General features: G+C 49.0%; 20 protein-coding genes. 16 read left to right on the top strand and 4 right to left on the bottom strand.

The features are described 5' to 3' along the window. Positions 1 to 341: 341 nt before the first annotated feature. Positions 342 to 647, bottom strand: coding sequence for a hypothetical protein (locus ATORI0001_RS02035; protein WP_003148313.1), 306 nt, complete (start codon positions 645 to 647; stop codon positions 342 to 344). Positions 648 to 810: 163 nt separating this feature from the next. Then, positions 811 to 1,470 carry an HAD family hydrolase gene (locus tag ATORI0001_RS02030; RefSeq protein ID WP_003148597.1) on the bottom strand — a complete coding sequence of 220 codons (660 nt, stop codon included), beginning with the start codon at positions 1,468 to 1,470 and terminating at the stop codon, positions 811 to 813. A 285-nt stretch (positions 1,471 to 1,755) separates the two neighbouring features. On the opposite strand from ATORI0001_RS02030, the gene aspS reads away from it, so the two are divergent. Genes aspS through crcB form a run of 4 tightly spaced genes read left to right on the top strand, consistent with a single transcriptional unit; the run spans position 1,756 to position 7,759 of the window. Then, positions 1,756 to 3,561 carry an aspartate--tRNA ligase gene (aspS, locus tag ATORI0001_RS02025; RefSeq protein ID WP_040324481.1) on the top strand — a complete coding sequence of 602 codons (1,806 nt, stop codon included), beginning with the start codon at positions 1,756 to 1,758 and terminating at the stop codon, positions 3,559 to 3,561. Positions 3,562 to 3,573: 12 nt separating this feature from the next. After that, entirely contained in the window at positions 3,574 to 5,559 is a 1,986-nt protein-coding gene (locus tag ATORI0001_RS02020) for an ABC transporter ATP-binding protein (protein WP_003148717.1), read from the top strand. Continuing rightward, positions 5,552 to 7,375, top strand: a complete 1,824-nt coding sequence (locus ATORI0001_RS02015; RefSeq protein ID WP_003148573.1) for an ABC transporter ATP-binding protein — start codon at positions 5,552 to 5,554, stop codon at positions 7,373 to 7,375. The genes ATORI0001_RS02020 and ATORI0001_RS02015 overlap by 8 nt, the downstream gene beginning before the upstream one ends. 12 nt (positions 7,376 to 7,387) lie before the next feature. Further along, a complete protein-coding gene (gene crcB, locus ATORI0001_RS02010) occupies positions 7,388 to 7,759 on the top strand; it encodes a fluoride efflux transporter CrcB (protein WP_003148510.1) in 372 nt (123 codons plus the stop codon). A 1,170-nt stretch (positions 7,760 to 8,929) separates the two neighbouring features. Here crcB and gpmA read toward each other — a convergent pair. Further along, positions 8,930 to 9,694 (bottom strand): 2,3-diphosphoglycerate-dependent phosphoglycerate mutase, encoded by a 765-nt coding sequence (gene gpmA, locus ATORI0001_RS02000; RefSeq protein ID WP_003148819.1) that lies wholly within the window; start codon positions 9,692 to 9,694, stop codon positions 8,930 to 8,932. A gap of 221 nt (positions 9,695 to 9,915) precedes the next feature. Between gpmA and ATORI0001_RS01995 the strand changes: the two genes are divergently transcribed. From ATORI0001_RS01995 to ATORI0001_RS01980, 4 genes are all read left to right on the top strand, one after another. Further along, positions 9,916 to 10,137, top strand: coding sequence for a FeoB-associated Cys-rich membrane protein (locus tag ATORI0001_RS01995; protein WP_003148273.1), 222 nt, complete (start codon positions 9,916 to 9,918; stop codon positions 10,135 to 10,137). A 140-nt stretch (positions 10,138 to 10,277) separates the two neighbouring features. Beyond that, positions 10,278 to 11,591, top strand: a complete 1,314-nt coding sequence (locus ATORI0001_RS01990; RefSeq protein ID WP_003148158.1) for a glutamine synthetase family protein — start codon at positions 10,278 to 10,280, stop codon at positions 11,589 to 11,591. A gap of 132 nt (positions 11,592 to 11,723) precedes the next feature. Continuing rightward, positions 11,724 to 12,398: a winged helix-turn-helix domain-containing protein gene (locus ATORI0001_RS01985; RefSeq protein WP_003148387.1), complete on the top strand. Its 675-nt coding sequence runs from the start codon at positions 11,724 to 11,726 to the stop codon at positions 12,396 to 12,398. A gap of 124 nt (positions 12,399 to 12,522) precedes the next feature. After that, complete coding sequence (locus ATORI0001_RS01980; protein WP_003148293.1) at positions 12,523 to 14,088, top strand: S1C family serine protease; 1,566 nt, start codon at positions 12,523 to 12,525, stop codon at positions 14,086 to 14,088. 58 nt (positions 14,089 to 14,146) lie between these two features. Here ATORI0001_RS01980 and ATORI0001_RS01975 read toward each other — a convergent pair whose 3' ends face one another. Further along, a complete protein-coding gene (locus ATORI0001_RS01975) occupies positions 14,147 to 16,000 on the bottom strand; it encodes an elongator complex protein 3 (protein ID WP_003148521.1) in 1,854 nt (617 codons plus the stop codon). Between the two features lie 68 nt (positions 16,001 to 16,068). Between ATORI0001_RS01975 and ATORI0001_RS01970 the strand changes: the two genes are divergently transcribed. From ATORI0001_RS01970 to ATORI0001_RS01935, 8 genes are all read left to right on the top strand, one after another. Continuing rightward, positions 16,069 to 16,869, top strand: a complete 801-nt coding sequence (locus ATORI0001_RS01970) for a class I SAM-dependent methyltransferase (RefSeq protein WP_003148635.1) — start codon at positions 16,069 to 16,071, stop codon at positions 16,867 to 16,869. 191 nt (positions 16,870 to 17,060) lie between these two features. After that, positions 17,061 to 17,732, top strand: a complete 672-nt coding sequence (locus ATORI0001_RS01965) for a DUF3800 domain-containing protein (protein WP_003148763.1) — start codon at positions 17,061 to 17,063, stop codon at positions 17,730 to 17,732. A gap of 216 nt (positions 17,733 to 17,948) precedes the next feature. Continuing rightward, on the top strand, positions 17,949 to 18,512 hold the full coding sequence (gene ahpC / locus ATORI0001_RS01960; protein WP_003148353.1) for an alkyl hydroperoxide reductase subunit C: 564 nt from the start codon (positions 17,949 to 17,951) through the stop codon (positions 18,510 to 18,512). A gap of 256 nt (positions 18,513 to 18,768) precedes the next feature. Continuing rightward, positions 18,769 to 19,107: a PTS sugar transporter subunit IIB gene (locus ATORI0001_RS01955; RefSeq protein ID WP_040324416.1), complete on the top strand. Its 339-nt coding sequence runs from the start codon at positions 18,769 to 18,771 to the stop codon at positions 19,105 to 19,107. A 41-nt stretch (positions 19,108 to 19,148) separates the two neighbouring features. Beyond that, positions 19,149 to 20,528 carry a PTS sugar transporter subunit IIC gene (locus ATORI0001_RS01950; protein ID WP_003148830.1) on the top strand — a complete coding sequence of 460 codons (1,380 nt, stop codon included), beginning with the start codon at positions 19,149 to 19,151 and terminating at the stop codon, positions 20,526 to 20,528. A 104-nt stretch (positions 20,529 to 20,632) separates the two neighbouring features. Further along, positions 20,633 to 21,154 (top strand): GrdB-related putative oxidoreductase, encoded by a 522-nt coding sequence (locus ATORI0001_RS01945; protein ID WP_003148508.1) that lies wholly within the window; start codon positions 20,633 to 20,635, stop codon positions 21,152 to 21,154. An 89-nt stretch (positions 21,155 to 21,243) separates the two neighbouring features. Then, the gene (locus tag ATORI0001_RS01940; protein WP_003148228.1) at positions 21,244 to 22,212 is read left to right on the top strand and encodes a glycosylasparaginase; all 969 of its coding nucleotides are present in this window, start codon (positions 21,244 to 21,246) and stop codon (positions 22,210 to 22,212) included. Positions 22,213 to 22,226: 14 nt separating this feature from the next. Next, positions 22,227 to 23,339 carry a Sapep family Mn(2+)-dependent dipeptidase gene (locus tag ATORI0001_RS01935; protein ID WP_244851828.1) on the top strand — a complete coding sequence of 371 codons (1,113 nt, stop codon included), beginning with the start codon at positions 22,227 to 22,229 and terminating at the stop codon, positions 23,337 to 23,339. The last annotated feature ends 32 nt before the right edge of the window (positions 23,340 to 23,371 follow it).

The following is a 23,371-nucleotide window of genomic DNA, read 5'->3' as shown; positions in this document are numbered from 1 at the left end:
TGCGTGAGGTAGCGAGAAGAGTTTGTGGGCGAGAAACGCCCGCACAGCTCTTCTCGCGTGAGAGGTCTTCTGAGATCCGGCATTCTATTCACCATGTTTAATTCAGAATGCTTTCTGAAATCCACCACTAAATAAAAATTTTGTAAAACGGTACCATTTGACGGGTTTAGTGGTGGTTTTTTCCGGGGAAACGATGTTTAGTGGTGGTTTTTGGCCGATTTTGGTGTTTAGTGGTGAATCAAACCACCACTAAACGTGGGATTTACGGCAAAAGTCCGGCCTTGGAAATACAAGGTCGGACTTTACCGAGTCAAATGAACGTAAACGAACTTACGTAGTGCTTACTCTTTCTGGTCTTTGACGGATGCATAGAAAGTGGCATGTGAGAATACGTCTTTGATAGTTTTGCCGTTAACAAAGGGAAGGCTTAAAAACTCATCGACCGTAGGAACGAGTTCAGAGCAATCAACGAAGTGATTCTTGGTATTACGAATACTGGTGTCTTGTGCACGCCATGCTTCAAAGTTAACGTCTGTGAGGTAGTATACCTGGTTGCCAACCTTCATATATATTGAATGATGATTGTGCAGGTAGTTGACCAGGTCCTCGTAAGAGATTTCAAGTGCCTCAGAGCTTTTCTTACCCATGATGCTATCCTTTCTTCGTAGACGGCAAAACCATCCTGTGGGACGCACTTTCTTTGAATATACCGCCGAGTAGGCTTTGATATTCAAACGTTTTCAATTCATCGGGTAAGCGTAGGTTTTTACACGGTAGACGTATGCCATGTATCAGACACTTGCCTATGGACTATTTCTCTGGTAAAAGGATTGCATCGACCATTTCGTCAGCGGCATCTACCAGTGTGGTTGCTCCCGCGGCGAGAAGGACCTCTTTGTCCCTAAAGCCCCAAGTAACGCTAATGCACGGCATATCGCTGTTTCGTGCGGTTGCGATATCAACCTCCGAATCGCCAATGTAGACGGCATCTTCCGGAGCTACGTCAATTTGTTGGAGCGCAAAATGAACGGGCTCCGCATCAGGCTTGCGCTTAAGATTGTCGCGTTGACCTAAGGCATAGTCGAACTTACCAAAAAAGAAATGGTTCATGAGATCTGCGATGGCAAAGTCAGGCTTGTTAGAAACGACAGCGCACTTCACGCCCGAAGCGCGAAGCCGATCGATGGCATCGACCACGCCGGGATAGGGGGCGGTGGTGTCAAGGCTGTGGTCGGCATAATGTTCTTTAAACGTTGCAAGAACTTTCCGACAGAGCTCATCTGGGGTTCCTTCGGGCACCGCATCGTGGATAAGTTTGGCAACTCCATTGCCAACGAGGTGCTTGATCTCGTCAACCGTATAGGTGGGCATATCGTATTGTTTGAGAGCGTAATTGGTTGCCCATGCAAGGTCAACGATGGTATTGAGAAGTGTTCCGTCAAGATCAAACACTGCAGCTTTGTATGGCATGGCAAAACCTCGTTCTTCTCGGCATGGCAGAAAAATCGGCGCGTGTAGCCGTCGGCGCAATCGCGACACGCAGCAATCGCGCAACCGTCGGAAACGTAACAATCGCGTAAAACCGTTACCAATATAGTAGTTGCTCGCAAAGATGTCACCTTTGCGGAGTACAATGTCATCTTGGTGCAAATGTGTGCCGTCTACACACGTTTGCCGTCTGCTGAGCGCTGTCCGATTTGACACAGGACAGCAGAGACGAGAGGATTTTTAGTGGATACATCCAACTCAAGCGCCATGCCAACGTTACAATCAAAATCGATTTCGCTCAAGCCCGTCAATCAGCATAGTATGCACACGCATACCTGCGGAGAATTGCGTGCCGAGAATATCGGCGAGATTGTTACGCTTACCGGCTGGGTTTGGCGCCGTCGTGACTTCGGTGGCCTTGTCTTTGTGGATCTTCGTGACCGCGAGGGTTTGACGCAGGTGCTGTTTGATCCCGACGTGGCATCTGAGGCATTCAAGACGGCCGAGGGTATCCGTCCTGAGTGGCCGGTTTGCATCACGGGTACCGTTCAACATCGCTCCGAAGGTCAGACGAACGAATCGCTGGCAACCGGTGAGGTTGAGATTTTGGCGTCTGAGATTGAGGTGCTGAACACCGCTCAGACACCACCGTTCCAAATTGAGAATCACATTGACGTGAACGAAGACCTGCGCCTGAGATATCGCTACGTTGACCTGCGCCGTCCGCGTATGGCTCGCAATCTTCGTCTGCGCTCCGACTTTACCTTTGCGCTTCGTGAAGCCTTTCACAAGCGTGACTTTACCGAGGTGGAAACTCCTGCGCTTTTTAAGTCAACGCCTGAAGGTGCGCGAGATTTCCTCGTACCCTCACGCATGCAGGGGGGCAGCTTTTATGCGCTTCCACAATCTCCGCAGCTCTTAAAACAGCTGCTGATGATTGGCGGTGTGGAGCGCTATTACCAGGTTGCCAAGTGCTTCCGCGACGAGGACCTTCGGGCGGACCGCCAGCCTGAATTTACCCAAGTTGATACGGAGATGTCCTTCGTGACTCAAGATGACGTGATGTCTGAGCTTGAGGACATCCTCTCAGATGCATTTGGAAAGATGGGAATTCAGATGCAGACGCCGCTTCGTCGGATGCAGTATTGGGACGCAATGGATACGTATGGCACCGATAAGCCCGACACTCGTTTTGGCATGGAACTTCACGATGTGTCCAATATCTTCCAAGATTCCAGCTTCAAGCTCTTTAGCGGCGCCGCGCACACCGACGGGCAGTATGTAAAGGCCATCAATGCGCGTGGAGCGGGTTCTTCGCCGCGCTCACAAATCGATAAGCTCGGCGAAGTTGCGGCAGGTTTCGGAGCCAAAGGTCTTGCGTGGATTGCGTATAGAGAGGACGGCAGCGTCGGCGGTCCCATTGCCAAGTTCTTCTCGGCAGATGAGCTTGATGCTTTGCGCGCAGAGATGGAAGCGCAGCCGGGCGATCTCATTCTCTTTGCGGTGGGAGCTCGTCTTGAGACGGATGAGATTCTGGGTGGCATGCGTCTGCATATGGCACGCGTGCTGGAAGTTCCTCGCGAAGGACATGACTTCCTGTGGGTAGTCAATTTCCCGCTTTTCCACTGGGACGAAGAAACGCAAAGCTACGCCTCAGAGCACATGCCCTTTACGCAGCCAAATGAAGATCAGATTGACCTTCTGGATGCCGATCCTCTGTCCATTGGTTCGCATACCTATGACTTTGTGATGGACGGCTTTGAAGCGGGCGGCGGTGGCATGCGCATCCACAACGCTGACCTGCAGCTTCGCATCCTTGAGAAGCTGGGCTTCACCAAAGAGCGTGCAGAGGCTCAGTTTGGCTTTTTGATGGAGGCGCTGACCTATGGCGCACCTCCCATGGGCGGCTTTGCGCTTGGCCTCGATCGCGTGTGTATGCTGCTGGCGGGCGCCGATTCTATCCGTGATGTCATGGCATTCCCCAAGACAACATCGGGCTCGGATCTTATGTCTGCCGCGCCGTCGCCTGTGACTGATGATCAACTAAAGGAGGTATCTCTCCGCACGTTGTAGGGGGAGAGTATTGTGTCTAAAGATACTTCTTATAGAGCGGGCGTTTCGTCTGCCGAGAAGAACGGCGGCACCGATACCGCTGCTGCTGCAACCGGCGCCACCGTTGTTACCGGCGACGTCACTGCAGATAACGTTGCCGCAACCGGTGCCAACGCCACCACTGAAAAAGGCGTAGCACTTTCCGACATCAAAGTGCTGGCTTCCCACTTTGGAGCTTATCGCGCCGACTTTATCAAGTCGGGACTGTGCGTGTTTGCGGAATCAGTGCTTGAGCTGTTCATTCCGTTTTTGATGGCACGTATCGTCGATGAGGGAATCATGCATGGCAATTTGCAAACCGTGTTTGTCAACGGTATCGCCATGGTTGCCTTTGCGCTTCTCGCCATGGGTGCAGGTATTGGTTATGCACGCTTTTCGGCTCGTGCGGCCATGGGACTTGGTGCGCGTCTTCGCGAGGACGAGTTTGCCTGCATGCAGGGCTTTGCATTTGCAAATCTTGATCGTTTTGACACCTCCTCGTTGGTTACGCGTCTTACCTCCGATGTGACCATCATTCAAAATGCCATTGCCATGGGTACGCGTCCGTTCATGCGTGGACCCATCATGCTGATTATGGGTGTCTTTTTGGCGTGTGTAATGAGTCCTGAACTGGCCTTTGTTTACTTTGCCGTTTTGCCTTTTTTGGCGCTTTGTCTCTTCTTTATTGTGACTCGTGTAAGTCCTTTGTACCAAGCGCTGCAGGGGTCGATGGATAAAATCAATGAGGTACTCCAGGAAGATTTTGCTGCTATCCGTGCGATTAAAGCCTATGTGCGTGAAGGCTTTGTATCCGATCGCTTTGCTACCGTTAATGCCGCTTATGCCAAAACGGCAACACGTACATTCGGTACGTCAGTTATGAACGTTCCGGCATTTCAGGCAGCCATGTATGTGGCAAACGTTGCCATTTTGCTTTTTGGTGGCCGGATGATTATGGCCGGTACGCTTGGAGTTGGCGAGCTCACGGGTTTCATGAGCTACGTGCTGTTGATTATGAACTCGCTCATGATGATTTCGGGCGTTTTTCTGTTGACGGCGCGCGCTATTACCAGCGTGCATCGTATCGGCGAAATACTTTCTGAGATACCTGCCATCAAGTCTCCACAAGATGGTCTAACAAAGGTTCCAGACGGTTCCATCGCGTTTAAGGACGTCTCTTTTAAATATAGTTTTGACGCCAAAGAAGACGTTCTCGAGGACATTACGCTTTCCTTTACTTCAGGATCCACTATCGGAATCCTTGGCGGTACCGGTTCCGGTAAAACTACGCTGGTACAGCTGATTGCCCGTCTCTATGACGCAACGACGGGCACGGTTGAAGTAGGGGGCCATGACGTTCGCGCGTATGATTTAGCCTCACTCCGTGATGCCGTTGCGGTGGTGCTCCAGAAAAATGTTTTATTCTCGGGCACGGTACGCGACAACTTGTGCTGGGGGAATCCTCAGGCAACTGACGAAGAATTGCTTGAGGTATGTAAAATTGCCTGTGTGGATGAGTTTCTCGACCGCATCGGTGGCCTTGACGGCGATTTGGGTCAAGGCGGCGTTAACGTTTCGGGTGGCCAAAAACAGCGTTTGTGTATTGCCCGCGCGCTCTTGAAGCACCCTCAGGTTCTGATTTTTGATGATTCTACCAGCGCTGTTGATACGGCAACTGACGCTAAGATCAGAAGCGGTTTGGCGCGTCTCAAAGGTACAACCAAAATCATTATCGCTCAGCGCGTAAATTCCGTTATGGAGGCAGATCAGATTGTCGTCCTTGACAACGGTCGTGTTCACATGACAGGCACGCACGCAGAGCTTCTCGCCCAAAGTCCTATCTATAGAGAGCTGTATGAGTCGCAGGTACATGGCTCTGATCTTAAGAGTCATGATTCTGCTCAAGATTTGGTTTCTGGCGAGAAGAACGACGTGTTGCCTGCGTCTGCCATAGCGGAAGAGGAGGTGCATCATGGCTAGTCGCGGAGGAGCATCGGTGCGCCCCAAAAACGTAGGCTACACGCTGCGCCGTTTTGTAACGTATCTCGGGCATGCGAAAAAGCGCCTGCTTCTTGTGGCATTTCTCGTAACGATAAGCGGTCTTTCTGCGCTTCTCGGCACGTATATGATCAAACCGGTTGTTGCTGCCGTTGGTGCGGGAGATGTATCCGGCTTTACGCGCCTGGTACTTTTTACGGCAGGCGTGTATCTGCTTGGTGCCCTCACGAGCGTTGGCTATACACAGACCATGGTTTGGGCTGCTCAGACGGTGGTGTTTGACATCCGTCGCGACCTCTTTGAGCATATTTTAACGTTGCCGCTGAAATTCTTTGACGGGCAAACGCGCGGCGACATTATGAGTTACTTTACCAATGATGTTGATACTATTTCCGAAGCACTCAACAACAGTTTTGCCAATCTTATCCTGGCGTTTATTCAGATGGTGGGTACGCTTATCCTGCTCTTTGTTTTGAATTGGCAGCTGACTATTATCACCGTAGCTTTTGATGTCTTGATTGTCTTATATGCGCGCTATTCAAGCGGACGTTCAGCAGCGTATTACGCTACGCAGCAGACGTCGCTTGCGGCTCTTAATGGCTATGCCGAAGAAAGCATTTCCGGCCTTAAAGTCGTAAAAGTGTTCAACCACGAGGCGGCAAACCTTGCGGGGTTCCGTGCCTACAATGAGGAACTGAGAGCTGCAGGTACCAGTGCGCAGACATACGTAGCCACTATGGTGCCCATCACGGTATCGTTGACGTATATCAATTATGCCGTGGTCACCGTTGTGGGTGCCATTCTTGCGGTTAACGGACACGCCGATGTGGCAAGTCTCGCCTCGTACCTGGTTTTTGTTCGACAGGCCGCCATGCCGTTCAATCAGTTCACGCAACTTGGCAACTTCCTCATGACGGCTCTTTCCGGTGCTGAGCGCATCTTTGGCGTCATGGAACTTTCGCCCGAGGTGGACGACGGAAACGTTACTCTCGTCCGTACCGGTAGCTACGATACCGGCGATGAATGCTGGGCATGGCAAAAACCTGATGGCGAGAAGATCTCGCTTGCCGGAGACGTTCGCTTTGATGATGTGACCTTTGGGTACGACGAAGGCCAGACAGTTCTTGTCAACCTTTCACTGTTTGCGAAACCGGGCCAAAAGATTGCTTTTGTCGGCTCAACCGGCGCCGGCAAAACTACGATTACCAACTTGATTAACCGCTTCTATGACGTGCGTGACGGCACCATTACCTACGACGGCATTCCGGTAAACGATATCAAGAAAGCGGCGCTGCGCGCTTCTTTGGGCATTGTGCTTCAGGATACCCATCTTTTTACCGGTACCATTGCGGACAATATCCGCTTCGGCAAGCTGGATGCAACGGATGCGGAAGTTATTGCTGCCGCAAAGATTGCCAATGCCGATAAGTTCATCCGCCGCATGCCAAAAGGCTACGATACCTTGTTGACATCTGACGGAGCCAATCTGTCTCAGGGTCAGCGCCAGCTCTTGGCGATTGCGCGCGCCGCCATTGCCGATCCTCCTGTTTTAATTTTGGATGAGGCCACATCGAGCATTGATACCCGCACCGAGGCTCTTATCGAGCAGGGCATGGATGCCCTCATGGCGGGCCGTACCGTCTTTGTGATTGCGCACCGCCTCTCTACCGTGCGTAACGCAAATGCCATTATGGTGCTTGAACATGGACATATCATTGAGCGCGGTACGCACGATGAGCTGATTGCGCAGCACGGTGAGTATTATCAGCTCTACACCGGCTCACGTGAGTTGGAGTAGGTGGAACCGGATATGTTTGAAGCTCTGGCAGTTGCCCTCGGTGGAGCACTTGGTAGTTTGGGTCGCTGGCAGTTGGGAGTTTTCTTTAAGCAGTGGATTCCCGGCATGCCGGCAGGTACGTTTGCTGCAAATGTAGTGGCAGGTTTGATAATTGGTTTTGTGACAGGGCTTGACCTTGCAAGTCCGCTTCAGCCACAGGTTAAGTTATTTTTGGCCGTTGGCCTTTGTGGAGGCCTTTCAACCTTCTCGACCTTCTCGAATGAAACGTTTTCATTTATTCAGGCAGGAAACTGGGTAGGTGCAGGCTGTAACATTGCAGTCAACGTCGTGACTTGTTTGCTTGCCGTATTTGTTGGCCTGAAGCTTGCGGCGGCCGTTGCGTAGTTCAGACGCGGCATCTTTTAGGACTTGTAAGGAGTCAGAAAGTCTAGAACGTCTTTTAGGAAGCGAGTACTCCAGATATATTCGGTTGAGAATGAAAATCAACCAAGCAAATCTCTGCTGCAGTCATAGCAGCTTTGCGATGGAGAGGCTCATATCTTTCTATAAGCTGGAGACCGTGCGGGCAATTTATCTATGGCGTAGCTACTTAACTATCGTGAGGAGAAGTTCATTTTGTGAATCGTTGATATTTCCAAATACATGTTCTTGTTGGCCGTAAAATGCTCTTATCGAGACAGTCTGAAACAACAGAGAGGGCTTGGGATGTGCGAGGAATGTTATGTCGAAGACAAAAGGATTACTCCACTGATTAATCCCTTGGAATGTTTGAAGCATCATACGCAGTATATATGCGGTACTTGCGGGCGCTGTATCTGCATTGAACACGATCCAAAAAGAGGCCTGCAGAGATGGAATTTTCCCTTTAAGTCGCTTGAGATTGCCAAGCTTTATTTACGCACTGCTGACCATACCTTGAAAATGGCATGCGGCATCTATGAGATAACAGATGCAAATAAAAGGGTTTCGTACAAAATTTTTCCAACCGTCGCTGATTTAGAAGAGTTCTTAAAAAAACATAGGGATAAGAGATGCTCTCAGATGGCACCTATCTTCTCAGCAACAACGTACAGAGAGTTTCCTCACACGAGTGTAAGAAAGCTCAAATAAGAAGAGATCGTGCAGTATATGAGTGAACGTATCTAAATACGCGTATCTTTAGTTTTACCAGTAGAAATTATCGCTTTTAGCCCTATTTTTATCAATAAAGAATAATTAACCAGGTCATGTCCCTAAAATGGTGTAAAAGATGGAAATGAGCCATAGGTCCACTTCCAAGTAAATTTGCAATCGCCAGAAAACAGAAGAGGCTTAGAGGCAAAACATGATTCAAATCAATATTGCTCTCAATCAAGAAGAGATTCTATAGTTGCTTTCTGAGGATAGAAGTGATGCATTTCGCATACTGCTCCAACAAACATTAAGTCAAAAATGACGTTTAGTTATGTTTTCTTGCTAATTTAAGCCTTTAGTGGTGATTCAATCCACCACTAAAGGCTTGATTTGAAGCGAATAAGCGTTGCCAAGTTGCTTCGAAGTAAAGTGTATTAGTTTCTACTTCTTGACTTTACCCTGGTTGGCAACGGCGTTGATCTTTGCTTCGATGGTAGCCGGATCGCCAATGTAGTGCTTATCGACAACATTCCAGTTTTCATCAAAGGTGTATGCACACGGAATGCCGGTTGGGATGTTGACCTCAAGAATCTCTTCCGGGGTCAGGTGTTCAAACTGCATGACAAGAGCGCGAAGGCTATTGCCGTGAGCCGCAATGAGAACACGCTTACCGGCTTCCATCTGTGGCTTAATCTCGGACTCAAAGTAAGGCCATGCGCGGGCAATGGTGTCTTTCAGGCACTCGGTGTACGGCAGGTCTTCCTTGGGAACATCGCGGAACATTTCCTGCACGTGAGGATCGCGCTCATCACCGGGTTCAAGGGCAGGTGGCTGGACATCAAAGGAGCGGCGCCAAATCTTGACCTGAGCTTCGCCATGCTCGGCTGCTGCGTCGGCCTTGTTGAGACCCTGAAGTGCACCGTAGTGACGCTCGTTCAGACGCCAGGTCTTGTGGACAGGCAGCCAGTTGCGGTCAAGCTCGTCAAGTACGTGGTTAAGCGTGTGGATTGCGCGCTTTAAGAGGGAGGTGTAGCACACGTCAAAATCGTAGCCCGCTTCATGAAGAGCCTTGCCACCCGCAATTGCTTCCTCGTGACCTGTCTCAGTGAGGTCAACATCGGTCCAGCCAGTGAAGAGGTTGAGCTTGTTCCATTCGGACTCGCCGTGACGTACGATGACCAGGTGCATGTACTTGTCTTCTGCCATGAAGGTATCCCTTCTCTAGAAATCCTTGCGACACCGCGCACGCCGTCGTCGTGTCGCACGACCATTCACCAAAACGGATGAATGGTTCTTTACGTGTATTAGTATGACGCACTTGGGTATAGTTTGCTTCAGTTAACACGAAATCTTGTGAGTCAGAGTAACGTTAATTTTTTGGATGGTATTTGTCTGTGTGATGCGCTTATTGATGGAAGGTCTTGATTATGCACGTAATTGATATTGTCATTCTTCTCGCTGTGGCTGCGGCAGTTGCGTTGTGCATTCGCTCTTTGGTTAAGGGTCTTAAGGGAGGGGAATGCTCCGGCTGCTCTTCAGCTAAAAGTTGCACTGCCCATAGCACAAAAGACGGTCATTGCGGAGTTGCACAGAAGATGATTGCCGATGCAGACGCTGCCATAGCTACCCATGACAGTGCTTCGGCGTAAGTTTTCTCCTTGCTCCTTGTAAGCAAAACGTAAAAAATAAGCAAAAGTGAAACAGGCGTGAAACATTGTTGTGAGATGGTATATGCGTAAAAGTTGTGTCATGCTCTATACAATGGCTCTGTGATGGTTCGGAGGACCTCATGACTGATGATAAAAAGATTGACTACATTCTTCGTACCGTTGAAGAACGCGATATCCGATATTTGCGTCTCTGTTTTACGGACGTATTGGGCAATCTAAAGGCTCTCTCAATCTCTCCCGAGGAGCTTGAAGAAGCTTTTGTTGAAGGCATCGGTTTTGACGGTTCATCAGTTGATGGATTTGCCTCACAAGCGCAGTCTGATTTGCTGGCGTTTCCTGATGCCGCAACGTTTCAGGTATTGCCGTGGGAAAACGACGGTGAGGCCGTTGCCAACGTGTTTTGTGACATTCAGACGCCTTCCCGCACACCGTTTGAGGGCGATCCGCGCCGCGTGCTTGAACGCGCATTTAGGAAAGCTGACGAGAAGGGCTATGCAATGAATGTTGGCCCTAAGCTCGAGTACTTTTATTTTACCGACAGCGTTCATCCTACGCCGATTGATCATGCAGGTTATCTTGATCTCGCGTCATCTGACCTGTCGCATGATTTGCGCTACGCAACAACACGAGCACTTGAAGCCATGTCAATTCCGGTACAGTATTCCTTCCATGCGGCCGGTCCTTCTCAAAATGGAGTAGAGCTTCGTTATTCTGAGGCGGTGAGTTGCGCGGACAGCATCATGACAGCCCGATTGGTTATCCGCCATATCGCAACGCTTCACGGTGTTTTTGCGACGTTTATGCCTAAACCTTTGCAGGGCGTGCCTGGATCCGCAATGTTTTTGTATGAATCGCTTCTTGACCACAAGGGTGAAAACCTGTTCTGGGCACCGAAGTCAAGCCATCCGGCACATCTTTCCGTACTTGCACAGCATTATGTGGCAGGTCTTCTCAAGTATGCGCCTGAATTTATGCTCATTACAAATCCGACGGTCAATTCGTATAAGCGCTTTGATCGCGATTCCATTCCAAGTCATACTACCTGGGGTCGCAATAACCGTGCGGCGCTTGTTCGTATTCCTGCACATAAACCGGGTAAACACATTGCCACGCGCGCAGAACTCTTGAATCCGGATCCCTGTGCCAATCCGTATCTGGCCCTCGCTGCCACACTTATGGCAGGTCTCAAAGGTATTGAAGAAGAGCTTGAGCTACCCGCTGAGTATGAAGGCGGAGATCCTGCTGAGTATGGTGAGGCTTTGCCGACTACGCTTGGAGAGGCGCTCGTGCGATTTAAGGGTTCCAAGCTTATGCGCGAGACGTTGGGCGATCATGTCTTTACCTATCTTTGTGAGCGCAAAGAGGAAGAGTGGCGTGAGAGCTGCATTGCCGTTACCGACTGGGATCGCATGAAATATTATGCGGGGGTATAAGCAATTACGAAGAAGCATGCGTGATTGCGTAAGAGCAGGTATGCGTATGCGAGAGTACCCGCGATTACGCTGGAGCATACGCATGACACTTGTGCTACGCTACCTAAATAGCACGTTCCTAAGGAGGGTTTGATGCACCACAAGAACATCCTTCTCATTTCAGCTACCACACGCTTGCACGACCGTATGCGTGAGCTTACCCGTGTGATTGATGTTTCCGTTGCCCTTGCCACTGAGGCCACATTTTCTCAGGTGCCGCTTTCCGGTCGTGTTTTCGATTTAATTATTATTGACGAGAAGGGCCTCTCGTCTGAATTTGCATCTGCCGTTGAAAGTTATGCGGTACAAAATAATGCCATCCCTCGCCTTTTTGTATGCGATCTTGAGGCTATAACGGGTCTTGTACTGCCACCACAGGGAAGAAATGATTTCATTCTTTCTACCGCAAGTCTACAGGAATTTAGCTTACGCTGTTCGATTTTACTGTGGCCTACAACAGAAAACACTTCTCGTGATCTTGTCGTGGTAGACAACATTAAAATCAATCTGGCTACCTATCAGGTATACATTGATGATGCGCCGGTAGATCTTACGTATATGGAGTATTTGCTGCTTGCCTTTTTGGCAAACCATCCGTCCCGAGCATATTCTCGCGAGGTTCTTTTGCAGCGCGTGTGGGGATTTGAGTATTGTGGCGGTACGCGTACGGTTGACGTACACGTGCGTCGTGTGCGCTCAAAAATCGGCCCGCAGGCGGCGGCTCATATCGAAACCGTACGCGGTGTTGGGTATCTCTTTCGCGTGTAATGACGTGTAAAATAATGCAAAGCAAACATAGAGATGTTGCTTTTATATGAATGAGCATCTTGCGAGGGACATTGAGCCTTAGCGGAGGAGCGTTGGGCCTTGGCAAGAGTTTAGAGGAGATTGTATGGACAGCTCTACAAATAGTGCGCCAGAGACGGGCAAGCCGGAAGATCCACAGGGCGTTACAGAAACATTGACGAGTTCACGGCCGCAAGGTCGGCATGGGCTTCTCGGCCGCTTTCTTGTAGGAATTTTGGGTGGTTGCATAGGAGCTGCAGTCGTTGTGGCAATTTTGCTTGCAACCGGCATTTTTAGCCGATTTGCCCAGGTTGTCAATCGCTCCACAAACGTAACGGTAAGCGGATCGAATCAACCGGTACAGGACGTGACAATCAGCGCCCGTCAGCAAAGCGCAGAAACGAGTGAGGCGGTGGCATCTAAAGTGTTGCCGTCAGTTGTATCGGTGTATGTCAACTACCAGGACGGCAAACAGGGTTTTGGTTCGGGCGTTATTTTTGATAAAGATGGAAACATCATTACGAACTATCACGTTATCGAGAATTACAAAAAGGTATCAGTTTCTGTAGGAAATACCGAGTATGACGCAACCGTCGTCGGCTATGATGCTTCGTCTGACTTAGCCGTTCTTCATGTTGATTTTAAGGGAGCTTCCATTGTTCCCATTGAAATCGGGGATTCCTCAAAGCTTGTCCCAGGTAGTTGGGTCATGAGCGTCGGCAGTCCTTTTGGTTTGGAGCATTCTGTTTCAGCGGGAATTGTGTCGGCTCTTTCCCGAGGAGATCTTCTGCAAACTGAGGGCGGAGAGACTACTGTTTATGCAAATCTCATCCAGGTAGATGCGGCGATTAATCCCGGTAATTCCGGCGGAGCGCTCGTTGATTCTAGCGGAAAGTTAGTGGGAATCTGCACGCTCTTCTCGTCAGATACCAAGTCATTTGCCGGTATCGGCTTTGCGATTCCAGGAAATTATGCGGTGGATATTGCGCGACAAATCATTGCCGGAAAGCAGGTAACCCATGCGTATCTGGGTCTTTCTATGCAGACGGTAAACGAACGCAATGCCAAGTCAAATGACTTGGATGTCGATTATGGTGCATACGTTGCTGATTCCGATCCTGAAGGGCCTGCGGTAAAAGCGGGTATCCAAGAAGGGGATATCATCGTTTCCATAAATGGCAAGAAGATTTCGTCCTCCGATGAGGTACTCGTTGAGGTTCGCTCCCATTCAATTGGCGATACGGTTGAGGTTGGTATTATCCGTGATGGTGAAAGCAAGACCTTTAAGGTAGTGCTTGGTTCGGATGAGGCCTTGAGCAAATTGAAGAAAACCGGCGATTCCGATAACACTCCAAAGGGTCTTACACAAAAGAATGCCCCTCGGACGAAGGAAAAAGATCAGAACACTCAAGACAACTCGCAGGATAGCCCAGAGACCAACTCGGAGACCAATTCAGATAGCAATTCAAACACCAACTCAGACACGCGAGATGACCTTCGTGACGATGATGCTGAAATTGATCCTATCAATGAGCTGATTGATGACCTGTTGGGTGTCGATGGTTCAGATAAAGTGTATAAGGAGAAGTTCGATCGGCTTAATATTTTTGAGAAGATCGGAGTGTCGCTCTACCGGCTGTTCATGGAAATCTTTTCAATATTTACGGAGTAGCCGGACAAGTAGCATCGTGAGAGTCAGGCTCATGAGCATGCACTTTTACGATGCGCTTTTACAACTCCTTTTGCTGGTATAGATCGGCATCCTTAAAGCCCTGTGCACGATAGTAAGCGCGTGTGCCAACGGAACTAATTACGTTGAGGATGCCATAGCCTTCGTCTGCGGCGATTTTTTCTGCTTGCGCCAGAAGCTTTTGCCCAAGGCCTTGATGTTGTGCCGATAAGCCCTCTGAGCCCAGAGATAAAGCCTGGCCATAGACGTGTAATTCTCGAATCATCGCTTGACCCGGTTGTACTGACAATTCATCCGCACGTACGTCACAGCTGCCTGCTGCCAGCTCGTCCCAATGTGGCAGTGAAAGCCTGCAAAAGCCTGCGATTTTGTTATCCGCAGTTACCCATTGCAAGAAGTGTTCGTCGCTTACGGCTGTGGTATATGCGTGATCTTGCAATATGAGTTCGTCTGCGTGTACCTGTTGCTGGTTGATTTCCCTAAAGCGGATTTCTTGTACATGCGCAGCTTTTTCCTCTGTGTTCAGCTGCTGCTCAACCATTTGGCGCAAATTGGTGTGTTTGTTTCCCACCAGAATATCGGTAGAGCTAATGTCGCGAATCATACGAGAAATACGCACGTATGCAGGAGCTGTCAACACGTCGTGTACGAGCACATCCACCAGCTCGTCTTTGGAGTAGGGACGCCAGAGACCTTCTCGGTATGCCTTAACGAGCTGCGTGCCGGCTACCAGTGCGCAAGGATAGAGCTTAATCTCATCTGGCAGAAAGCCCGGGTCAGTTACAAAGTTATTGAAGTCGCACTTGTCTTCCTCGGGTGTTGCACCCAACAGGTTCACCATCAGATGCGAATGAATTTTGAATCCATAAAGACGGATAAGCGAGAACGCGCGCTTTATCTGTGCGACAGTCATGCGGCGCAGGTTGGCGTCAAGAATTTCTTGACGTGTGCTTTGGATGCCGATTTGTATTTTGGTACACCCAAGCTGTCTGAACATGCGCAGGTTATCGGGGGTAATCGTGTCGGGACGTGTTTCTATAACCAGACCTACGACGCGACAAGCCGCAGTCTCGTTACGGTGTTGTTGTTCGAGAAGGTCGTCAAATGTGGCACACATGTGTGACCATGCCTTTTGATGTGACTGGCTGGGATCGTATAACTCATGAAATGCTTGGTTGTATGTTGCAGCTCCCGTATTGATGGCTGCTTGCCGGTACGCAACAAACGAAGACAGAGCCTCTTCTGTATTTTGCAATCCAAAAGATCGATACCAATCCGTGCGCTTCTCGATATGTTGAGGTGAGCGCGGCCATTCATTGAGCGCGCGAAATAGCTCGCGTATAAACCAGTATTGATAGCTTGTGGGATAGTCGCTCCAGGTTCCACCTAATACGATAAGTTCAATCTTGTCCGTGGAATGGCCCATCTGATGCAGTGCCTGCAGGCGGGCAGCAACTTGTATATAAGGATCAAAAAATGCCAGCTCTGCACGCTGACAGGCGGGTTCATTGGCAATATAGCTTTTGGGCATACGCAGATCACAGGGGCAGTATATGCAGTTACTTGAGCAAGTGTGTGGCCGCGTGATAACCGTGATGGTTGCTACACCTGAGGCAGTGCGACGTGGTTTCATACGAACCGATTGTATAAAGCGCGCTTCAAGCTCTGGTGTAACATTCCATGAGCGCCACAGCTTGGTATTTTGGTCCTTAACCCGTAAAAAATAGGGAAGGATGGCGCGCTTGGGTATCAGTTTTTTGCGATCTGAACTGTTGATACTGCTGTTAATCCCACTGTTATGGGAGTTGAGTAATACTTCAAGCTGGTGCGCATCAAGAGCGCCCTGAGAGTTCGCACGAAGTTGTTGCAATATGTCCAAAATGAGTTCATCCATACTCGTATTATATGCAATTGGTCTGACTTTACGTTTGTTAGGATAGGGCGGTGGAGTAAAATTTACACATGAATACTTGCAGAAACATTTCTAATGGCTCATCTATCAGTAAGCAGACCGCTCGTCAGCTTAGTCGAATTACCTCTGAGTTCTACACACAGCAGGCTCAGAGTTTCTCTGCCACACGACAGATGCCTTGGCAAGGCTGGCAACACTGCTTGGATGTCATGTCTTGTTTTATGGCTGTCGAGAAGCCCTGCGTGCTTGATGTGGGGTGTGGGAATCTGCGTTTTGCTCGATTTTTGACGGATCAAGCAGGAGTGCAACCTGCATCGTATTTTGCGGTAGATAATTGTGAGGCGCTGGTTCAAAGTGGCATGACGGGCGCCCAAATTACCTTCATTGAAATGGATTTAGTTGATAGCCTCCTAGATACCACCTTGGAAACTCAGTTGAAGGTATCGGCTTGTGATTTGGTGGTTGCCTTTGGTCTTCTGCATCATGTACCAGGAGTTCAAAATCGAATACGACTTTTATGTACTCTGCTAGATAAAACCAAACCGGGAGGGTATCTCTGCGTTTCATTTTGGCAGTTTATGAACAGTGCAAAATTAGCTGCCAAAGCCAATAAAACAACCGCTCAGGCTTTGCAACAGCTCCGGATAAGCTCGGATGCTTTGGAGAAAAATGACTATCTGTTGGGTTGGCAAAATCAGGCCCATACGTGGCGCTACTGTCATCATTTTACCCAAGGCGAGCTTGAAGATCTTGTTGCTCAACTTACCCCTCAGGCTCGTATGTGTGCACAGTTTAGTGCAGATGGGAAAGAGGGAAATCTTAACCGGTATATTGTGTTTCAGCGCATCTAAGCGTTTGTTGACGCTGATACTTTAATAAACTCGTATCACATCTTCCAACAAAGCAATAACACGATACTCAGGAAAAGTTTGTGTTTGGGCAAAATCATGTGTTAAACTTATCGTAGTTGGACTGGCTTTTGTGGCCTTGGTCCACCCTACGGCGGGGGAAGTCCCCCGCCATTTGTGTAATTAGGAGTCGAATGTCTGAACTCAGTATTTTTGTTGATGAATCAGGTGACTTCGGTGTCCATTCTGACTACTATCTCCTCACACTTGTCTTTCATGAGCAGAATCACTCTATTGCCGAACAACTTTCTAGATTTGAACAGAGGGTTCTCAAACTTGGTTTACCGTCCTCGCAGGTAGTCCATGCGGGTCCTATCGTGCGCCGTGAAGGCGAGTTTTCATCACTCTCACTCTCTACAAGAAGGGCTCTTGCAGGTGCTCTCTTTGCATTTACCCGTCATTCTGGGGTACATTTCTTTACTATTGTCGTGAAAAAACAAGAGTGTTCTGACCGTATACGTCTTAAGACTCGGCTTGCACGTGAGCTTTCCGGATTCTTACGCGATCATATGGAGTACTTTCTGTCATTTGACCATGTTATTGTTTACTATGACAATGGGCAGGCACCTGTCACTGAGCTTATTGGCACTGTATTCGGATCCGTTTTCTTCGACGTTGATTTTCGTAAGGTTATACCCTCGGACTATCGTCTCTTCCAGTCAGCAGATCTCATCTGCACACTCGAACTTGCTGCGAAAAAGGCTGATGAGGGAAAGCTTTCGCGTTCGGAAGAGATCTTTTTTGAGAGTAAGAGAAAACTTAAGAAAAACTGGCTCAATCAGTTAGACCGAATAAGGTTATTTTAAAATTCATTAACAACGTATTATTTTCAGTTAACTGGACATGACATACTTTTGGGATCATTTCGTATATGTTTTGGCCTGTGATAATAGTTGGGAAAAGATCTTCTCTTTCAAAATTTTACGAAAATGTAGTTAGAAATGGTTAACTTATGGGTAATACTACCGGCAAGGTAGCAATACCGTACCGTTGTCTGATAAACCCGACCGAAGGAGGACGACATGTCCCAGATTGGCAACGAAATTAAAGATTTTACCGTGCAGGCGTTCCAAAACAACGAGATCAAAACCATCTCAAAGGCGGATACGTTGGGAAAGTGGAGCCTTTTCTTCTTCTATCCGGCCGACTTCACGTTTGTCTGCCCAACTGAGCTCGAAGATCTTGCCGAGAATTACGCTAAGTTCCAAGAGATTGGTGCGGAGATCTACTCCGTTTCCTGTGATACCGAGTTTGTGCACAAGGCGTGGCACGATGAGTCTGAGAGTATTTCCAAGGTAACCTATCCGATGCTCGCCGATCCTGCGCATGTGCTGGCAAGAAACTTCGGCGTTCTCATTGAAGAAGCCGGTCAGGCTGAACGCGGCGCATTTATCGTCGATCCTGAAGGTATCATTCAAGTTGAGATGGTTACCGCCGGCGGTATTGGGCGTAATGCCGATGAGCTTTTACGCTTGCTTCAGGCCGCTCAGTTTGTTGCTCAGTATGGCGATCAGGTCTGTCCCGCCAAGTGGCAGCCCGGTGCAAAAACTTTGAAGCCGGGTCTTGATCTTGTCGGCCGGCTATAGACAGACTTGAGAGGCTCATGAGGGCCTAAGAAAACATTTGAGTAACTGTATCGTTTCCTTATGCGGTATGCGGACACGATATGACGGGCAATGGATCCTTCTGGGTTCGTTGCCCGTTGTTGTATGGGAAGCTCACACTGACCTTTACTTTTCTACCGTTTACGGAATTGCCGTCTTGAAAAAATGCAACTAACTGAGGATGATTAACGTGTTTGAAAGGATTGATGTCTTGAAGGATTGAAAGGGGGTGGGAAATATGGGAAACACAAAGAAGGTTTTCCTTTTTTGCAGTGCCGGGATGTCTACGAGTATGTTGGCATACGCAATGCAGCAGGTAGCTGACAATCACAAATTGCCTATTACGGTAGAGGCCAAGCCGGTCGATTCAATCGGTCAAATCATTGAGGCAGAACATCCCGACTGCATTCTCTTGGGTCCTCAAGTTTCACACATGTATAACGAAACAGTGAAACGCTATGGTCCTACAGGTATACCTATCAGTCTTATTGATAAAGAATCCTACGGTCTGATGGACGGCGAGAAGGTCCTCAAGAAGGCGGTTCTTCTCATCAAGCAGGCAAAAGCAGGAAAGTAACTCGTACAGACCCTATATACACGTGAATCGGAGGAACTACCATGATGGAACGGCTTGAAAAATTGCTGTTACCACTTGCGGAAGCCATTGGTAAAAATAAGTACCTTGTTGCGCTTCGAGATGGTTTTCTCGTTTTAACCCCCTTACTCATTGCAGGATCAATCTTCTTACTCATTGCAAACTTTCCTATTCCAGCTTGGACCGACTGGCTTGCTTCTGTCGTTGTGAACCAAAATACCGGTGAGACACTTGAAGCCTTTGTATCCAAGCCTTCGTCCGCAACGTTTTCCATCATGGCCATCTTTGCCGTGATTGGCATTGCGTATTCGTTTGCGCGTGAGATGAAAACGGATAAAATTTTTGCCGCAGCAACTGCGATTATGTCATGGTTCCTTCTGATGCCATATTGGGTAAACGGCTCCACGCTTATCAATGGCGAGAAGACCGCTGTGACGCTTCCCGGTATTTCCACCGGCTGGATTGGCGCTAAAGGCATCTTTATTGGTATCATCTGCGCCTTTGCGTCCGTTCATATCTATAAGTGGGTTGAAGACAGAGGCTGGACCATTAAGATGCCTCCGGGAGTGCCACCTACGGTTGTCAAGTCCTTCTCGGCACTTATTCCCGCTTGTGTGGTTATGACCGTCTTCTTCGGTATCAATCTCATTTTGGGTCTTTTACAGACTGATGCTTTTACTATTGTGTATAAGTTCTTGCAAACGCCTCTTCTTAACCTTGGCGATACCTTGGGTGCCATGGTAATAGCCTATATCTTCCTGCATCTTTTCTGGTTCTTTGGAGTTAATGGCGGCTCTGTGGTGGGTGCCGTATTCAACCCCATTCTTCAGACTCTTTCAGCCGAGAACGTTGCGTTCTTTACCAACGGTGTTGGCTCTCCGCACATCATCTGTCAACAGTTCCAGGATCTTTTTGCAACCTTTGGCGGCTGCGGATCGACGCTCTCGCTTATTATTGCGATGTTTATGGTCTGCAAGTCACAGCGCATTAAAAAGCTTTCCAAACTTGCCCTTGTTCCTGGTATTTTTGGCATTAACGAGCCGATTGTCTTTGGACTTCCGTTGGTCTTGAATCCGGCCATGCTGATTCCGTTTATGCTGGTGCCAACCTTAAATATCGTGATTTCATACGCCTGTATGGCTGTCGGACTTGTTCCGGTGTGCTCGGGTATTAACATCCCATGGACGACGCCGGCAATCATTTCCGGTTTCTTGGCAACCAACTGGGTGGGTGCGCTTTTGCAGGCACTTCTCTTGGTTATGGGTGTCTTTATCTATATGCCCTTTATTAAGGCCATGGATGACGAATACCTTAAGGAAGAAAAGGAGAACGTCTCCAAGATGGATGAAGTTGATGAAGCTGATGCCATCGACCTTGACAATCTTTCTTTTGACGATTTGTGATGTAATTTGAGACGTAGTCAATGAACGCAAGACATCCGGCTGGCGTACAAGCTCAGTCGGATGTCTTGTGAAGATTTTCGTGAAGGCAAAGGCGGGAGTTTTGCATGAAGATAGTCATGGTGTTCGATCAGATCCAGGCAGGAGCCGGAATTAAGGACGACCACATGGTTCCCTTAGGCCTTATGAAAGGTGCTGTTGGTCCTGCGATAATGATGGAGCCGTATCTGAAAACGTATAACGGTCAGGTACTGGCATGTCTGTATTGCGGAGACGGCTATTATGCGGAAAACAAGCAGGAATGTCTTCGCAAATACTGCGCCATGGTTGAGAAAATAAAGCCGGACGTTGTTATGTGCGGACCTGCCTTTGACTATCTTGGCTTTGGTCGTATGGCGGCCGAGGTGGCCCAAGCAATACAAAAAGCCGGTGTGGCTCAAGCGTTTGCGGCTCTCTCCGCGGAAAATGAAGAGACGATTGCGGCATTCAAAGACTGTGTCCCGTTGGTAAAGGTGCCCAAAAAAGGTGGGGTTGGTTTGGACGCATCGCTTCGTGCTATGTGTGAGATTGCCCATGCGTTATATACCGGGGCCGATATTCAACCGTTTAAGCAAACGTATTGTTTTTAAGAGCAGACTTTTATGGAATGAGCTGCGTATGGAATTAAATCCGGCACAGCTTTTGTACAAATTCGTCGTGCGGAGATAAGGAGAGTACGGTGTGGGGAATCATTGCCACGTGGCGTATGGCTTTAGAAGGTGTTAGCGCTGCATCAAAGATGCTTGCCAAAAAAGAGCAGTCGGGTGACGCTGTTGAGATGGCAATTCGTGAAGTAGAGGACTTTCCCTATTACAAATCAGTGGGTTTCGGCGGTCTTCCCAATGCAGAGGGAGACGTAGAGCTTGATGCAGGCTTTATGGACGGAGACACACTTGACTTTGGATCCGTTGGCGCTCTCAAAGACTTTGCTCATCCCGTATCCATTGCGCGCGCACTTTCTCATGATGGCGTGAACTGCGTACTTGTGGGTGAAGGTGCCGAGAAGTACGCGGCACGTCAAGGCTTTGCTCGTAAGACCATGCTGACCGATCGGGCAAAAATTCATTACATGAATAGACTTAAAGCTGACGGCGGTCTGCCTCACCAAGAAGATCTGAAACCCTATGCAGGTCATGATACCGTTGGCATGGTATGTCTTGACGAAAAGGGTTCAATTACCTCCGCAACTTCTACGAGCGGTTTGTTTATGAAGCGTCCCGGACGTATCGGAGACTCTCCGGTATGTGGTGCAGGGTTGTATGCCGATAGTCACTATGGTGGGGCTACCGTTACGGGTCTTGGTGAAGATTGCATGAGAGGGTGCATTTCCTATGAAGTTGTACGACTCATGGGAGAAGGACTCAGCCCTCAGGAAGCTTGCGAACGTGCCGTCTTTGAACTTGACCGAAAGCTCAAAAGTATGCGTGGTTCTGCGGGAGATCTTTCGGTGGTTGCAATGAATGCCCAAGGCTTGTGGGGTGTGGCTACCAATACGGATGATTTTTCTTTTGTCGTGGCAACGGAAGAGCTTGAGCCTACGGTGTATGTGACGGAACAACGAGAAGCTCATACGACCTACCAGCCCGCTACGCAGGCATGGCTCGATGAGTATATGGCAGCTCGTATGGCGCCGATTGAGCTGAGGTAGGGATGTTTGTGCCTGTGGAAAACACCTTTTCAGACAAAGACATTTTTGAAGCCGTTGATGCACTTGTGCCGCAGATGATTCGCGCAATCCAAAACATTGTGCGCATTGACAGCGTACAAGGAAGTTCGGTGCCGGAAGCTCCTTTCGGAGCAGGTGTAAAGAAAGCTCTGACACAGGCACTCATTGATTCCGCGGAGCTTGGATTTGCTACGGAAAACATCGGCAATCATATGGGGTATGCATCTTTTGGCTCCTCCAAGGAGTATGTCTGTGCAGTTGGACATCTGGATGTGGTACCTACAGGAACGGGATGGACGCATGAGCCGTTTGGAGCTGAAATTGTAGACGGCATCATGTACGGCAGGGGAGTTCTTGACAACAAAGGTCCCATCTATACCTGTCTCTATGCGCTTGCCGCCCTTAAAAAGCTTGGCTTTAAGCCAAAGACTCAAATACGCATTATATTCGGCTGCAATGAGGAAACCGGCTTTACGGATCTTGAATACTACCTTGCACATCAAAAGCCGCCTTGTATGGGCTTTACGCCGGATTGCAAATACCCGGTCGTCTATGCGGAGCGCGGTCGGCTTGTTGTCCGTGTGCTTCCACATCGTCAAACGCCGGAAGATCTTGCGGAGCTCTTAAATGACCGCGTGCTCAATGCGCGAGATACGGGAGAGGCTTTTGGCATTGCGTATGCAGACAAAGAGTTTGGGAAGCTTCAGATAAAAAACTATCGCGTTGATCCGCAGCTCCGCGCTCTTGAAATGTCCATAAGCTATCCTGCCGGCATTACTGCCGATGAGTTGGTTAGTCGTATGCGTACGGCTCTTCCGAACACGTGCATTGAGACGATAACAAACTGGAACCCCGTCCGATTTGACCGATCTTCTCGCCTTGTACAAACGCTACGGTCAACCTACGAGCGTGTTACGGGGCTTGACGGTACGCCGGTGACTACAACGGGTGGGACCTATGCCAAACTGATGCCCCATATTGTTCCGTTTGGACCTTCGTTTCCGGGACAGAAGGGTATAGGACATCTGCCGGATGAGTGGATGGCTCTAGACGATCTTGTTACAAATGCAAAGATTTACGCTCTGAGTCTCTATGAGCTTTCCCGGTGAGACGCGCGTTTAAAAGAGGGGATTGTATACGG

It is taken from the genome of Lancefieldella rimae ATCC 49626 (assembly GCF_000174015.1).
In the GTDB taxonomy this organism is placed as follows: domain Bacteria; phylum Actinomycetota; class Coriobacteriia; order Coriobacteriales; family Atopobiaceae; genus Lancefieldella; species Lancefieldella rimae.
The sequence above is the reverse complement of the archived record's forward strand: the minus strand, read 5'-3'. Positions and strand labels throughout refer to the sequence as shown.